We start from the raw sequence: 13,186 nt of genomic DNA on the forward strand, positions 1-13,186 counted from the left end.
CAGCGCGGCCAGTCAGATTCGGTCGTAGTTCCCGAGCCGAGTCCCATCGAGCAGATAGGCCTCGCCGTCGCGGAGACCCGCGGGGAGAAACGGCGAGAGAAAGCCATCTTCTTGGACGTTCACCCACGTCCCGCCGACGAGGTCGTTGAACGCCGGGAAGACGACGAACGGCGCGCCGCCGTCGAACTCGCGGCCGTGGAACTCCGCGAACGGCGCAGGGTCCACCGTCCCGCGAAGCCAGACGCGCTCGGTGCGCTGCCCACCCACGTCGTCGGTCAGTCTGACCTGTGGATGTTCGTGGGCGGTACAGAGAATCTCGGCGTCGAGAACGTCTGGGGCCGGCCAGGTGTGACCGTGGGCGAAGCCAACATCACCGAGGCGGATGCCGTGGGCGGGCGTCACGTCGATGCCATCGATATGTTCCTCGATATCGCCGTCGTGGTTGCCCTTGACGACGGTTACGGGGCAGTCGAGGGCGGCGAGGAGCGTGTGAATTTCCTCGATTTCTTCGTTCGAGCCTGCGCCGATTGCGTTGCCGAAGTCACCTAAAACGATGACGCGGTCTGTGTTCGATTCCTCTCGCAGGCGGACGAGCTGCTCGCGCCGTGCTGGGGCCTTGCTCGGGACGGAAACGCCATCCCACCGAAGGGCGACTTCGAGGCCCGCGTGGTAGTCGGCAACGACGAGCGCACGCTCCCTGGACAGGTCAGCTATCGCCGCCGCCTGCCCCGGAATCGGCTCGACCGAACTCGCCATCAGATGGCGGTCAGCGTGTTCTCGTCAGGTTCGTAGCACTGGCCGTCCATGAGCGCGTCCTGAATCGCGTCTTCGACGGCGTCGACGGCCACACCGTGTTCTTCGACCACGGCGGCGATGACGGCTTCGCGGTCCGCACCGTCGCCGTCGTCGAGTTCGCGCATGGCCGAGAGGACGGCGTCTTCGAGGTCCACGTCACCATCTGCTTCGGAGTCGGTTTCTGCTTCCGGTTCGTCGGCTTCAGGTTCGGGTTCCGGTTCGGCGGCCGTTTCAGCCGCCTCTGCTTCGACTTCTTCGGGGTCTGGCACGTCGATGCCCGCCTCGCCCGCGGGGCCGACTTCAGAGCCCGTCGAGAACTCCGTGCCGAACTCTTCTTCGACCTGCTGGCGCTCTTCCTCGTCCATCTCGTACATCTCGTCTACCTCGCCGGGGTCGAAGTCCTCCACGTCGTCGTCCGGGTCCGAGACTGACTCCGCCACCTCATCGAGTGCGTTCTCGGCTGGTTCGCCGAGTGCGTCGTCCACATCGTCGTCCGGTTCCCCCTGCCTCGTCGCCGTCGCCTCCGCAGCGTCGACGGGTTCGGCCTCGGGAACCGTACCAGTCGCGTCGTCTTCAGGTGGTTCCGTGTCGATGGCTGGCTCCGTTTCGACGACTTGTTCTGACTCCTCGGGCGGACTGTCCTCGATGACTGGTTCGTCGGTTTCGACGTCGCTCGGTTCGGGTTCCGTCGTCTCGGCCACGGCCGCAGAATCGTCGCCGTCGACTTCGAGTTCGGCTTCTACTTCCGCTTCGACGGCGTCTGCCCCTGCTGAATCGGCGTCTGCGGCCGTCTCGACCGACTCGAACGAGCGGACGCGTTTTGGCGTCTCCGGGCCGGCCATCGACGGCTCCGCATCGAACGACGGAACCGAGTCGCGGTCGCCGGTGACGACTTCGAGTGCTTGCGTCGCGAGCGTCTCCATCGCTGCGAGGTAAGCCTTCGTGGTGCCGTAATGTTCGATTGCCTTCGGGATGCCCGCGGCGAGACTCTCGCTTACTCCCTGTGCGAGCAACTGCGCACGCAGGTCTTCACCGCGGGCGTCCACGTCGAGCGCCCCGGCGAACGTTTCGATGCGTTCTAAGGTGCGCTCTGCGGTGGTGACCGTCCACCGCTCTCGGGTCTCTGCGTCCACCTCGCTGATGCTCTCGGGCCGGATGGACGTGTAGACGCGGTCGGAGTCCTCCGGTTCGAAGGTCCGTGCCTTGCCCGTCACCGCGACGAACGTCGGGACGGCGGCGTTTTCGAGGAACGTGAGCGCCTCTGGCTGGTACTGGCCGGCGTAGACCACGAACGCGCCGGTCGGGTCGACGATGCGGGCGCGCAGCTGGTCTTCGTTCACCGTATTGACCTCCGTGAGGACGCCAACGGCGAACATCCGGTTGACCCGTGCGCCGGTCGGGGTGACGACGTAGTTCGGCGCGCGTTCCTCGTCCGATTCGGAGTAGGAAAGCGAGGCGTCGTCGAACTCGGCCGCGAACAGGCGGTGGGCGACCTCGCGGCCGACTGGCGTGGCGCTCATGCGTCCACCTCCGAGAGCACGGCCGCAGCACGCGCGGCCGGGTCGTCCGCCGACTCGCTGAACGCGGTCGCGTCCAGGTTCGCGCCGTAGTCGTCGACGCTCAGACTGCCGCGGACGACGAACTCGCCGCCAACGATGTTCTCACGAATCGAGTCGGCGACGACCTCCTGGTTCATCGCCTCGCGGGCGGCGGCAAGGGCGTCTTCGAGCGACCCGCCGTACACCTGCTCGGTCAGGTCACGGTCCAGAATGACCGTGAGCGCGCTCGTGCCGTCGTCGAGGATGGCCTTCACGCGCAGGTCGTCGTAGCCGTCGACCTGTCCGTGGGAGCGACACTGCCCCTTCTGGGTCACGCGGTTGCACTCGGGGCAGCGCTGGATGAGGCCAGAACCGTCGCGCACCGACAGGAGGTTGCCGACGAGTTCGACGTCGAACAGGCCGCCCATGCCGACGGCCTCGTCGATGCGCTTTCGCGGCGCGTCGTCGCTCACTTCGAGGTCGGCATCGAGCGCTTCGACCGTCGAAAACTCGGAGATGTTCACCGAGGGGATGCCACGGAACTCGCGGATGTACGCCCCACTGACGCGAATCGACGCGCCGGCCTCGAGTTCCGGGTGGGGGTCCCAGTCGGTGAACGGCAAACGACCGGATTCGTCGGCGAAGACGCCGGAGAGAATCGTCGTCTCTCCGTCGCGACCGCTGATGGTCTTCTCCTCTACTTCACTGACGACGACGTCGACGTTGACCCCACGGTCACCGGGTGCGAGTTCGGTGAGCGGTTTGTCCCCGCCCACGGCGAACGGCACCTCGATGCTCTCTGCCGGGTCCACCGAGGAACTGTCCCCGAGGTTGAGTTCGGGATTGCCCTCCCACTCGCGGACGCCGGCGTTCGTAATGGTCACGGTATCGCCGGCGGTGAGACCGAAATCGTGCCAATCGGTGTACGAGATTTTGCCGGTCTCGTCTGCGAGTTCACCCTCGTGGATGAGGTGGTCTTCGTTCTGGTAGCGAATCGAGCGCTTGCCGACCGTGAGCACCTTCGCCGTCACCGTCACGTTCGAGTTGTCGGTGGTGATGTCCGAGATGGAGACGGTTTCGGGCGTGGGTGCGCTCCCCCCGCCGCCACCGTACTTCCGACGGACGCTCTGTTTTGCTTCCTCCAGTGGAACGCTGTACTGGACGAGGTTTTCTAAGTCGCGTTTGACCTCCGCTTTGTCTGCGCCGAGAGCGGAGGCGAGCTCTTCGGCGGTGTCGTCGAGACTCATCACCGAATCTTCGTCCGGATGCCATAAAAAGCGTTCGCGGAACTCCCCACCGAAAGCGGTTTTCACCCCTCTGACGTATCACCATCCATGCGCGTCGTCGTCAATGCAGCCATGAGCGTGGATGGAAAGCTCTCCCACCGCCGCCGCAAACAGGTGGTCATCAGCGGAGACGACGACTTCGACCGGATGGACGCCATCCGCGCCGAAAACGACGCCGTGATGGTCGGCGCGGGAACCGTCGTCGCCGACGACCCCAGCCTGACGGTTGACGACCCCGACCGCCGGGCCGCCCGTGAGGCCCGCGGCGTCCCCGAGAATCCCGCCCGCATCGTCGCAGACTCCCACGCCCGCTGCCCCCGCGAATCCCAGGTGTTCGACGACCGGGCACACACCTACCTACTCGTGACCGAATCCGCCCATCCCGTGCGCATCCGCAAACTGGAGCGCGAAGGGGTGACCGTCATCGTCGCCGGCGAAGACCGGGTGAACCTCACCGCCGCCTTCGATGCGCTCGCAGACCACGGCATCGAGTCCATCATGGTCGAGGGCGGGGGCGAACTCATCTTCTCGCTGTTCGAGGAGGGACTCGTCGACGAACTCACCGTGTTCGTCGGCTCGCTGATCATCGGCGGGCGCGAAGCCCCGACGCTCGCGGACGGTGAGGGATTCGTCGCTGGGTTCCCCCGCCTCGAACTGACCGACGTCCAGCGGATGGACGACGGCGTAGTGCTCAGCTACGTTCCGGAAACCACCCAGTAATACCACCCATTTATCATCCGGCCTCGTCGAGAGAGGTGTATGACATTCACCGCGCTCAGAAGTGGCGGCGCTAAACTGTACGCAAAGATGGGGCCCTCGTGGCTCGCCGGGGCGATTGCGGCGGGCCCGGCGACGATGGCCTCACTGCTGACCGCCGGCACGTCGTTCGGATTCGCGCTTCTCTGGGTCGTCGTGCTCTCTGCAATCCTCGGAACGTTCGCTCAGTACCTCGCGATGCGTCTCGGTCTCCGGACTGAAACCGGCCTTGTCGCTGCCGTCGAACGACACCTCGGCGGTGGCTGGGCGTGGCTGCTCGTCGCAGACGCCGTCCTCGCCGCGGGACTTGCCCAACTCGTCATCATGAAGGGCGTCGCCGACATCAGCGCGACCATCACCGGCATCGACGCCCGCATCTGGGGCGTTGCGTGGGCACTCGTCCTCGCGTTCGGTCTCGCGGGGGGAGGGTACCGCGTGGCAGAACTCGGTGCAAAACTTCTCGTCTCGGCCGTCGTTTGCGCCTTCATCGCGTCCCTCTTCGTCGTCCCAATCGACCCCAGTGCGGCGATCGCCGGCCTCGTCCCGACGATGCCCGCTGGGCTGTCGGGGGCGCTCGTCGTCGCCGGCATCCTCGGTGGAGCGGTCCACATCACGCTCATCACGATGCACTCCTACACCATGCGTGCCCGTGGCTGGACCCGCGACGACACAGACATCGCCACCACCGACATCGTGGCGTCGATGTTCGTCGCCTTCGGCATCTACAGCCTCGCTATCTTCCTCGTCGCCGCGAGCGTGCTCCACGGGGCCGTTTCGCCCGAGGGACTCACGCACGTCTCGGCCTCGCAGGCGCTCGGCCCGCTCGTCGGCGCGAACGCGAAGTGGCTGTTCCTGCTCGGCCTCTGGGGGGCCGCCGTCTCCACGCTCGGAGGCAACACCGTCGTCCCGCCATTTCTGCTCGCGGACAAACTCGGTTGGGGAACCACCGTCGAGGATTCGCGCTACCGCCTGCTCCTTGCCGGGTTCGCGCTCGTCTCCGCCGTTGGCCCGTTCGTCGGCGGGTCGTTCTTCCCGCTGCTCGTGCTGGTGCTCGCGTTCGGCCTCGTCGGGACACCCTTCGCCATCGCCATCGTCCTCGCGCTGTTGAACGACCGGCGAGTGGTCGGCGAGACCCCCGCTCCGTGGACGAATCTCGGCGGCGTCGTGCTCATCTGCATCACCGTGCTCACCGCCGGGTCGTTCGTCCGCGGCCACCTCGCGACGCCCGGGGAACCGCTGAGCGCGTTCGTCCTCGTTTTCGCCGCAGTGCTCGGCACCGCGACGCTCGTCGTCCTCGGACTGGCCGTCCGAACCGCGCTCAGAGAAGAGACGCCCCGGGCCGCCACCCAGTGATGACACGCGAAAGCCCTCCCGCCGGACGATTGCTCTTCACCGGGCCCTCCAACGTCGGAAAGACGAAACGAACCGCCGAGGCATTGCAGGCGTGGGTCGAAGGCCACGGAACCGAGGGCGTGGTCGTCCTCGACTTCGCCCCCGAGGTAGAACGCGACGGGCGACTTCTCGGCGGCCGACTCACGCGGTTTCTCGACATTCCAGAGGGCGTCTGGTACGGAGTCATCGACGCTCACGCACCGCGGGCCGCTGCCTCCTCACCCGCCGAAGCGTCCCAACTTGCGGGTGAGAACGCAACTCGGGCACGCTCGCTGCTCGAAACGGCCCCGACGCCCACGGCAGCGTTCGTAAACGACGCGACGATTCCGTTTCAGGCGGCCGGGAGCGACGTCACTCGATTGTTCGAGTGGCTGGACCCGGCGACGGTGGCCGTGGTCAACGCCCTCGAGAGCGACGAACTCGGCCGTGACGACGAAATTTCGCGGCGAGAAAAGCGAGTGCTCGACCGGCTGCGGTCGTGGGCCGACACCAATCGTCGACTCTAGTGGTCGTGGCCGGTCATCTCGGCGAACGTCATGCCGAAACGCTCTTCGAAGGTGTCGAGGACGGCTTCTTCGAGGGCTTCGACGTCGGCGTCGAAGTCGGCCTGCGCGTGGTGGACGATGGCGTGGGCGCGCTGGGCGAACCCGATGAGGACGACGTCGGTGACGGCCTCGGCCGTCGTCTCTTCTTCCGAGAGGATGTCAATGAGTTCGGTCGGGAGTTCGACCTCGTCGGTCGAGCCGTCGGACGATTCGATGGTGAACGTGGCTGTGTCTAAGGAGTCGGACATGGGAGGGACTTCGCGTCCGGACGTAAAGGGCCTGTGGAATGCGTGCCCGGTGTGCGCACAAACGTGGCTGGCGCTCGCTGGCGTGGAAAACGAAGAGAAATACAGCTTAGTCGTCTGACTCTGCCGCGGCGACTGGTTCTTCGGCCCGTTTCTCGCGGTCTAAGTCCTCTAAGTAATCGTCCGCGTCGATGGCGGCCTGACAGCCCATCCCGCCTGCGGTGATGGCCTGCTGGTAGTGGAAGTCCACCACGTCGCCCGCGCCGAAGATGCCGGCCACGTCCGTGGCGGTCTGCTGTGCGCCCTTGCCGCCCTTCGTAATCATGTAGCCCGCGTCGTCCAGCTGGACGCCCGTGCCTTCGAGGTAGTCCGTGTTCGGCGTGTGGCCGATTGCGAGGAACACGGCACCCGTCTCGAAGTCGAATTCCTCGGTCTCGGGGTCGTCGAGTTTCTCGGTCGGGTGGCCCTCGGGGTGGCGGACCATCCGAACGTGGCTGACGCCGTCTTCTGGCGTGCCGTGAATCTCGGTGACTTCGGTGTTGCGAAGGATTTCGATTGTACCGTCTTCGACCTGCTCGTTCACGCGGTCGATCCAGTAGTCCTCGGCGCGGAACTCCTCGCGGCGATGGACGAGGTAGACTTTCGAGGCGAACTTCGTGAGGAAAGAGGCTTCCTCCATCGCGGCGTCGCCGCCGCCGATGACGACCATCTCCTGGTCGCGGAAGAACGCGCCGTCACAGGTCGCACACGTCGAGACGCCGTAGCCCATCAGGTCGTCCTCGCCGGGGATGCCGAGCGTTCGGGCGCTCGCACCCGAGGCGGCGATGAAGGCGTCGGCCGTGATGACGTCGCCCGTCGTGAATTCGATTTTGAACGGGCGCTCGGATGCGTCGACGGATTTGACGACGCGATTTTTCACGGTTGCGCCAAAGCGCTTTGCCTGCGCTTTCATGTTGTTCACGAGTTCGGGCCCGCTGATTCCCTCCGGGAAGCCCGGATAGTTGTCCACTTCGGTGGTCAGCGTGAGCTGGCCACCGGGTTCTGTGCCCTCTAAGACGAGCGGTTCGTTGTTCGAGCGAGCAGCATAAATGGCCGCGGTGAGCCCAGCGATGCCTGACCCGGCGATGACGAGTCGGTGGTGCTCGACCTCGGTTGCGTCCCCTTTCGACATGCGAACAACTTGACCGTGGACAAGTATTTACCTTGCGCTGTCTTGCAGTCGGGGTGCGATTCCGGGTGTTCGTTCAGGCAGAATTCGGCCGACGGTGGGAAGGCCCATATGCCCACCCGAGCAAGCATCGAACATGCCTGCGGACTTAGCGGAGAAGACGAACCGGTACGAGCGGTTACTCGCAGAGGCACTGGACGCCGCAGAGGACGTGAACCCGCCGAACACGCCCCTCGGCGAGTCAGCCGCCGAGTACCGCGAGATGGCCCAGTCGTATCTGGACGATGGCCGTCACTTCAAGGCGAACGACGACCTCGTGAACGCGCTCGCCTCTTTCTCTTACGGTCACGGCTGGATGGACGCCGGCGCTCGCATTGGGCTGTTCAAGGTGCCAGACGAGGGTCACCTGTTCACCGTCTGACTGGCCCGAACTGCGGCTGAAGCGGCCGACGACGCCGGTACGACACCTTCCCCTGTCGATGGGCTTACATGGCCGGGGAGAGAGGGTTGTTTCAATGGAGGCTGCCCTCTGGTACGTGTTAACCGGTACCCGAGGCGGAGCCAACCGGGTTCGACTGTTGAAGGCCCTCCACGACCAACCCCGGAACGCAAACCAGCTCGCGGAGGATCTGGATTTGAACTACAAGACGATTCGCCACCACCTCGAGGTGCTCATGGAAAACAACATCGTGATTACAAGCGGCGACGACTACGGAGCGATTTACTTGCCGAGCGAAAACGCCCGCCACCACTGGGATACCATCGAACAAATCATCGAGCAGGTGGAGTGATTATGGCCGAATTTGGGCTAGTCGTTATTACAACCCGTTGGGAAGGTGAAGGTAGATGAGTATCTGGGTTACGGTCGCACAGGGCGCGACCGCGCTGAACGTGCTCCTCCTCGCGGGTCTCGGCTACGTGTGGGGCCGAAACTACCTGAAGTTCCGCTCGAAACACACCATCGGGTTGTTCATGTTCTCGGTGTTCTTGCTCGCCCAAAACGCGCTCACGCTCTACTACTACCTCATCGACCCGGACCTCTCTGCGTGGTACGCTTCCGCCGTTCCGACCATCGTCTGGCAGTCGATGATGCTGCTCGCTGTCTTGCAGTTCGTCGGCTTGCTGTTTCTCTCCTGGACGGCGTGGGACTGACGCTGGTTCGAGTCTAGCCTTCTGACCGTTCAATAAACCGACCCACGGCATGCACATTAGTTAGAACCAGGTTTCGCCGCGGCGGCCACCACTTTCTGCGTTCCTGTGGGGTGATACCTTGGCATCTGGATAATAACGAACCCTCGCGGTGAATCTTCTGTCGCCATGTCACGGGAAACTGGCGAGCAAACGAGGGATTGGCAACGAACGCGGCGCACCGTCCTGCGCACGCTCGGGGCAGGGACTGCCGTGGCGTCGTTCGGCGGGGTGGCGACGGCACAAACGAAAAGTGACGAAAAACAGGGAACGTGGGGGCTACAGGAGACAGACTGTCCGCCCTGCATCGACGACCTCGCAGGGTACGCCTCGCTGACGACGGAACTCGACGTGCCGACGGCGCTCAGACCCCAGCACACAGTCGAGATGCGAGTGGACGACGCGGACGTGCTGTTTCCCGAGGAAGCAGACGGGGAGCAGACGCCGGCAGACGAGCAGACCGACACGGACGGGCAAGGCGAAGGAACGGAGGGCTTCCCCGACTTCTACTTCGACCCGGTCGGCATCGCCGTCGAGGCAGGGGACGTAATCGAGTTCCAGAATCCCTCGGCGGACCTGCACACGGTGACGGCCATCCATCCGCGCTTCTTCGGGCTCCCCCAGCGCATCCCCGAGAGCGCAGCGCCGTTCTCCTCACCGCCGGTAATGACCGACGAGAACTGGCTCTATCGGTTTACGGAACCCGGCGTCTACGACATTCAGTGTCTGCCCCACTTCGAACTGGGAATGGTGATGCGCGTCGTCGTCACCAAGAAGAGCTGTGAAGCGCCCGAAGCACCGGCTGGAAGCGACCAGCTTCCACCTCCAGTCGCGGCCGTCCTCGACGCAGACCGGCTTCGACCCGAGAACATCGTCGAAAACGGTCCGGTTGCGTGGACCGACCTCGAAGGCGAGATTCCGACCTTCGACCCCGAGGAACTGTTCTCGGAGGACGGCGGTGGAGAACCCGGTGAGGAACCGACGGACGGAGAGGGAACGGAGACCACGACCACCGACGACGGTGCCGAAACGACCACCACAGACGACGGTACCGAGACGACGACGTGAGGGGCGTCGCTACCGAGGTTTAAGCCCCGGCCGCGCCTATCTCAGACAATGTACCGAGATCGAACGGACGCGGGGGAGAAACTGGCTCGCGTCGTGGACGCCCACGACGTTGCAGCCGACATCGTCCTCGCGATTCCGCGGGGAGGGGTTCCAGTCGGACGCATCGTCGCCGACTTGCTCGGCACGCCGCTCGACATCATCGTCGCCAGAAAACTCGGCGCGCCCGGCAACCCAGAACTGGCCATCGGCGCGGTGGCGGCAGACGGGAGCGTCTGGCGAAACGAGATGCTCATCGACTCGCTCGGCGTGACAGAGGGGTATCTAGAGGAGACGATTGCGAAAGAGCGGGAAAACGCCCACGAGAAAGCAGAGCGGTATCGAGGAAAGCGCGAGACGCCGGACCTGAACGACAAGCGCGTCGTCATCGTGGACGACGGAATCGCCACGGGCGCGACGGCGCTTGCGTGCGTTCGACTGGCCAAAGCCGCCGGAGCGAGTCGCGTGATTTTGGCGGTTCCAGTGTCCTCTGAGTCGGGCGCAGAGCGACTCATGAGCGAGGCCGACGAGGTCATCTGCGAGATGACGCCAGCGTACTTCACCGCCGTGGGACAGTTTTATGAAACTTTCGAACAGGTGACCGACGAAGCGGCGATGTCGGCCCTCGACGGTTACTTCGAGTAAATCCGAATCGTCCGGTTGCAGTCGTGTGTTTTTGGCTTGTGCACACAAGCAAAACATTTATAAGCTTTACGGACTAACTATACGTAAGGTCAAGCGCCCGGCTTTTTAGGGTTTTCCACCCCCCGGTAGACGCCCGCATCCCTGGCCCGACGGAGAGACAATCATGAGTGACACAACAATCAGGACATACACTGGCGAACAGCCACAGGAAAAAGAGAAACGGAGGGTAGACGAGACTGAGGTGTGTCCAGAGTGCGCTGGGCCGCTCGTCTCCGATTCAGAGCACGGTGAGACGGTCTGTCGCAACTGCGGCCTCGTGGTCGAGGAAGCAGAAATCGACCGCGGCCCGGAGTGGCGCGCCTTCGACGCCGGCGAGCGAGACTCGAAGTCCCGTGTCGGTGCGCCGACGACGAAGATGATGCACGACAAGGGGCTTTCGACCAACATCGACTGGCGCGACAAGGACGCCTACGGGAAGTCCCTCGGCAGCCGCCAGCGCGCGAAGATGCAGCGCCTTCGCACCTGGAACGAGCGCTTCCGCACGCGTGACAGCAAGGAGCGCAACCTCAAACAGGCGCTTGGGGAAATCGACCGCATGTCTTCGGCCCTTGGGCTTCCGAGCACGGTTCGCGAGACGGCGTCGGTTATTTACCGTCGCGCGCTCTCCGAGAATCTCCTTCCCGGCCGCTCCATCGAGGGCGTCGCGACGGCGGCAGTCTACGCCGCCGCCCGCCAGGCCGGCATGCCCCGGAGCTTAGACGAAATCGCGACGGTCTCGCGGGTGGACAAGATGGAACTCACCCGGACCTACCGCTACATCGTCCGCCAGCTCAACCTCGAAATCAAGCCCGCGGACCCAGAGAGCTACGTGCCCCGGTTCGCCTCCGACTTAGACCTCTCTGACGAGGCAGAGCGCCGGGCACGCGACCTGCTCCGCAACGCGAAGGAACTCGGCATCATCAGCGGCAAGTCGCCGGTCGGCCTCGCCGCCGCCGCCGTCTACGCCGCCGCACTGCTCTCGAACGAGAAGGTCACCCAGAGCGAGGTCTCAGACGTGGCGAACATCAGCGAAGTCACCATCCGAAACCGCTACAAGGAACTCCTCGAAGCGCAGGGCAGCGACGTCCCGATGTGAGCAAGGCAACAACCTTTTTCATTTACCCCTGCGAAAGGTAGGCACACATGGTGGAAGCATACGTCCGTCTACTCTGTCCTGAATGTGGAAAAGACTGGGAATCGACGCCGGGTGAACTTCCGCCCCTCAAAACGACCTTTCATTGTCCGAACTGTCACGCGAGCCGTCGGCTCTCTGAGTTCATGCGCACGGACCACGACCTCGACACGGTGAAACAGTTCGAATAGACGCGGTGACGGTCTGCAAAACCGTACTCTCGATTTTTTTCGCGACGCATCAGCTCAACTCGAAAGCACCTGCGTTTCCTACTTGTGGTCAACACGAGGGACGGTCTGTGGGAGTGGCTCGTTAGGAATTCGTAAAAATCAGTTTGCCGGAGCCTAACTCGTGTGACAACCATAGTCAAAGGTCACGCAATAGACCCGTCAACTGCCCGAAGGGAGCCGGACGAAATTCCGGCGAATACTGTCGATACAGCCCGTCTAAACCGGTAAGTATGCTAACGAGACTCAAGATAGTAATATAACCCTCCGCTCGTTAGATGGTGTTGTTATGAAGAAGCAGGAGCTCATCCACCTGCACGGCCTCCTCTCGGAGGTATGCAACCACTACGAGACAGAGTTTGGAATTACAATTGAACACGAAGCGTACGAGTCTCTCGGTGTACGACCGACTTCAATCCACAAATCGAAAACTGACCACAAAGCAGCAGTGTTCGCACTCGCAGACGGTATCACCGCAGAGATGACCGAGGCGGAATCCGAAAAGATCTCCGCCACGGCCGATTAAGCGCGTCGCCGAAGACGCCGTTCTTCCGGACCTAACTCACCGCCGAGTCACAACGCTCGAAAAAAGCGAGCCATCAGTTGTCCGCGACTTCTTCGATTTCGAGCAGGTCGTCGTCTTCTTCCTCCGTCGCTGGTTCGTCGTCGTCCTCGTCGAGTACCCGCACGTCGAGCACTTCGAGTGGGATGTTGTGGAGTCGTTGGCCGATTTCCTTGCGCGCGATGCGTGAGGCGTGTTCCTCCCGTTCGACGTTGAACACCGTCATCTCGAGTTCGAGCGCGACCAGACTCTCGTCTGCGCTCAGGAAAGCGGGGTCGAGGTCTTCCTTGCAGTGCGGACAGACCCGTTCTCCCATGTTGATTTCTACGTAATTCAAGTCGGGGTTGAGCATCTCACCAGTCTTTGAGATGGCGATGCGTACCGCCTCGTCCGGCGTTCCGACGTCGTACACCGGGACTGCGGCTTCGACGACAACTCTGCAGTCCATAGAGTATTATTCACGCCGCTATCGTAAGAAGGTTAGGCAAAATCGTCATACGTCGCGTTTGTGACCTGTTTGTCATTTTGGAGTCGAAAGCGCAAAACGCCCGCCACTCCTTTGCG

General features: G+C 63.4%; 17 protein-coding genes. 11 read left to right on the forward strand and 6 right to left on the reverse strand.

Going from position 1 to position 13,186, the window contains the following annotated elements; translation table 11 throughout:
- Positions 1 to 12: 12 nt before the first annotated feature.
- Genes P0648_RS11610 through P0648_RS11620 form a run of 3 tightly spaced genes read right to left on the reverse strand, consistent with a single transcriptional unit; the run spans position 13 to position 3,580 of the window.
- Positions 13 to 756, reverse strand: a complete 744-nt coding sequence (locus P0648_RS11610) for a metallophosphoesterase (protein WP_277504060.1) — start codon at positions 754 to 756, stop codon at positions 13 to 15.
- The gene (locus P0648_RS11615; RefSeq protein WP_276247089.1) at positions 756 to 2,315 is read right to left on the reverse strand and encodes an RPA family protein; all 1,560 of its coding nucleotides are present in this window, start codon (positions 2,313 to 2,315) and stop codon (positions 756 to 758) included. Before P0648_RS11615 ends, P0648_RS11610 begins: the two co-directional genes overlap by 1 nt.
- A complete protein-coding gene (locus P0648_RS11620; RefSeq protein ID WP_276247088.1) occupies positions 2,312 to 3,580 on the reverse strand; it encodes a Single-stranded DNA binding protein in 1,269 nt (422 codons plus the stop codon). The genes P0648_RS11615 and P0648_RS11620 overlap by 4 nt, the downstream gene beginning before the upstream one ends.
- 87 nt (positions 3,581 to 3,667) lie before the next feature.
- On the opposite strand from P0648_RS11620, the gene P0648_RS11625 reads away from it, so the two are divergent.
- The 3 genes from P0648_RS11625 to P0648_RS11635 are packed head-to-tail and all read left to right on the forward strand — an operon-like array spanning position 3,668 to position 6,273.
- Entirely contained in the window at positions 3,668 to 4,339 is a 672-nt protein-coding gene (locus P0648_RS11625; RefSeq protein WP_276247087.1) for a 2,5-diamino-6-(ribosylamino)-4(3H)-pyrimidinone 5'-phosphate reductase, read from the forward strand.
- Between the two features lie 39 nt (positions 4,340 to 4,378).
- Positions 4,379 to 5,728 (forward strand): NRAMP family divalent metal transporter, encoded by a 1,350-nt coding sequence (locus P0648_RS11630; protein WP_277504063.1) that lies wholly within the window; start codon positions 4,379 to 4,381, stop codon positions 5,726 to 5,728.
- A complete protein-coding gene (locus P0648_RS11635) occupies positions 5,728 to 6,273 on the forward strand; it encodes a hypothetical protein (protein WP_276247085.1) in 546 nt (181 codons plus the stop codon). The genes P0648_RS11630 and P0648_RS11635 overlap by 1 nt, the downstream gene beginning before the upstream one ends.
- Here P0648_RS11635 and P0648_RS11640 read toward each other — a convergent pair.
- On the reverse strand, positions 6,270 to 6,560 hold the full coding sequence (locus tag P0648_RS11640) for a hypothetical protein (RefSeq protein ID WP_276247084.1): 291 nt from the start codon (positions 6,558 to 6,560) through the stop codon (positions 6,270 to 6,272). The genes P0648_RS11635 and P0648_RS11640 overlap by 4 nt on opposite strands.
- Before the next feature lie 106 nt (positions 6,561 to 6,666).
- Positions 6,667 to 7,728, reverse strand: a complete 1,062-nt coding sequence (locus P0648_RS11645; RefSeq protein ID WP_277504066.1) for an NAD(P)/FAD-dependent oxidoreductase — start codon at positions 7,726 to 7,728, stop codon at positions 6,667 to 6,669.
- 133 nt (positions 7,729 to 7,861) lie between these two features.
- Between P0648_RS11645 and P0648_RS11650 the strand changes: the two genes are divergently transcribed.
- The 8 genes from P0648_RS11650 to P0648_RS11685 all read left to right on the forward strand — a co-directional run bounded on the left by P0648_RS11650 (position 7,862) and on the right by P0648_RS11685 (position 12,586).
- On the forward strand, positions 7,862 to 8,146 hold the full coding sequence (locus tag P0648_RS11650; protein WP_276247082.1) for a DUF357 domain-containing protein: 285 nt from the start codon (positions 7,862 to 7,864) through the stop codon (positions 8,144 to 8,146).
- Between the two features lie 94 nt (positions 8,147 to 8,240).
- Positions 8,241 to 8,516 carry a winged helix-turn-helix domain-containing protein gene (locus P0648_RS11655; protein WP_276247081.1) on the forward strand — a complete coding sequence of 92 codons (276 nt, stop codon included), beginning with the start codon at positions 8,241 to 8,243 and terminating at the stop codon, positions 8,514 to 8,516.
- A gap of 55 nt (positions 8,517 to 8,571) precedes the next feature.
- On the forward strand, positions 8,572 to 8,877 hold the full coding sequence (locus P0648_RS11660; protein ID WP_276247080.1) for a hypothetical protein: 306 nt from the start codon (positions 8,572 to 8,574) through the stop codon (positions 8,875 to 8,877).
- A 165-nt stretch (positions 8,878 to 9,042) separates the two neighbouring features.
- Positions 9,043 to 9,981, forward strand: coding sequence for a plastocyanin/azurin family copper-binding protein (locus P0648_RS11665; protein ID WP_276247079.1), 939 nt, complete (start codon positions 9,043 to 9,045; stop codon positions 9,979 to 9,981).
- A 48-nt stretch (positions 9,982 to 10,029) separates the two neighbouring features.
- On the forward strand, positions 10,030 to 10,662 hold the full coding sequence (locus tag P0648_RS11670) for a phosphoribosyltransferase (protein WP_276247078.1): 633 nt from the start codon (positions 10,030 to 10,032) through the stop codon (positions 10,660 to 10,662).
- 163 nt (positions 10,663 to 10,825) lie between these two features.
- Entirely contained in the window at positions 10,826 to 11,797 is a 972-nt protein-coding gene (locus P0648_RS11675) for a transcription initiation factor IIB family protein (RefSeq protein ID WP_276247077.1), read from the forward strand.
- Between the two features lie 47 nt (positions 11,798 to 11,844).
- Positions 11,845 to 12,024 (forward strand): hypothetical protein, encoded by a 180-nt coding sequence (locus P0648_RS11680; RefSeq protein WP_276247076.1) that lies wholly within the window; start codon positions 11,845 to 11,847, stop codon positions 12,022 to 12,024.
- A 325-nt stretch (positions 12,025 to 12,349) separates the two neighbouring features.
- Positions 12,350 to 12,586 carry a UPF0058 family protein gene (locus tag P0648_RS11685; RefSeq protein ID WP_276247075.1) on the forward strand — a complete coding sequence of 79 codons (237 nt, stop codon included), beginning with the start codon at positions 12,350 to 12,352 and terminating at the stop codon, positions 12,584 to 12,586.
- A 73-nt stretch (positions 12,587 to 12,659) separates the two neighbouring features.
- On the opposite strand, the gene P0648_RS11690 is transcribed toward P0648_RS11685, so the two are convergent.
- Positions 12,660 to 13,070, reverse strand: coding sequence for a DUF555 domain-containing protein (locus P0648_RS11690; RefSeq protein ID WP_276274852.1), 411 nt, complete (start codon positions 13,068 to 13,070; stop codon positions 12,660 to 12,662).
- Positions 13,071 to 13,186 lie beyond the last annotated feature (116 nt).

It is taken from the genome of Haladaptatus sp. DYSN1, from assembly GCF_029489995.1.
In the GTDB taxonomy this organism is placed as follows: domain Archaea; phylum Halobacteriota; class Halobacteria; order Halobacteriales; family Halococcaceae; genus QDMS2.

Bases quoted from the DNA above. Each gene is read 5' to 3' on its own strand.
- P0648_RS11610 (WP_277504060.1), bottom strand. From the start codon at position 756: ATGGCGAGTTCGGTCGAGCCGATTCCGGGGCAGGCGGCGGCGATAGCT.
- P0648_RS11615 (WP_276247089.1), bottom strand. From the start codon at position 2,315: ATGAGCGCCACGCCAGTCGGCCGCGAGGTCGCCCACCGCCTGTTCGCG.
- P0648_RS11620 (WP_276247088.1), bottom strand. From the start codon at position 3,580: ATGAGTCTCGACGACACCGCCGAAGAGCTCGCCTCCGCTCTCGGCGCA.
- P0648_RS11625 (WP_276247087.1), top strand. From the start codon at position 3,668: ATGCGCGTCGTCGTCAATGCAGCCATGAGCGTGGATGGAAAGCTCTCC.
- P0648_RS11630 (WP_277504063.1), top strand. From the start codon at position 4,379: ATGACATTCACCGCGCTCAGAAGTGGCGGCGCTAAACTGTACGCAAAG.
- P0648_RS11635 (WP_276247085.1), top strand. From the start codon at position 5,728: ATGACACGCGAAAGCCCTCCCGCCGGACGATTGCTCTTCACCGGGCCC.
- P0648_RS11640 (WP_276247084.1), bottom strand. From the start codon at position 6,560: ATGTCCGACTCCTTAGACACAGCCACGTTCACCATCGAATCGTCCGAC.
- P0648_RS11645 (WP_277504066.1), bottom strand. From the start codon at position 7,728: ATGTCGAAAGGGGACGCAACCGAGGTCGAGCACCACCGACTCGTCATC.
- P0648_RS11650 (WP_276247082.1), top strand. From the start codon at position 7,862: ATGCCTGCGGACTTAGCGGAGAAGACGAACCGGTACGAGCGGTTACTC.
- P0648_RS11655 (WP_276247081.1), top strand. From the start codon at position 8,241: ATGGAGGCTGCCCTCTGGTACGTGTTAACCGGTACCCGAGGCGGAGCC.
- P0648_RS11660 (WP_276247080.1), top strand. From the start codon at position 8,572: ATGAGTATCTGGGTTACGGTCGCACAGGGCGCGACCGCGCTGAACGTG.
- P0648_RS11665 (WP_276247079.1), top strand. From the start codon at position 9,043: ATGTCACGGGAAACTGGCGAGCAAACGAGGGATTGGCAACGAACGCGG.
- P0648_RS11670 (WP_276247078.1), top strand. From the start codon at position 10,030: ATGTACCGAGATCGAACGGACGCGGGGGAGAAACTGGCTCGCGTCGTG.
- P0648_RS11675 (WP_276247077.1), top strand. From the start codon at position 10,826: ATGAGTGACACAACAATCAGGACATACACTGGCGAACAGCCACAGGAA.
- P0648_RS11680 (WP_276247076.1), top strand. From the start codon at position 11,845: ATGGTGGAAGCATACGTCCGTCTACTCTGTCCTGAATGTGGAAAAGAC.
- P0648_RS11685 (WP_276247075.1), top strand. From the start codon at position 12,350: ATGAAGAAGCAGGAGCTCATCCACCTGCACGGCCTCCTCTCGGAGGTA.
- P0648_RS11690 (WP_276274852.1), bottom strand. From the start codon at position 13,070: ATGGACTGCAGAGTTGTCGTCGAAGCCGCAGTCCCGGTGTACGACGTC.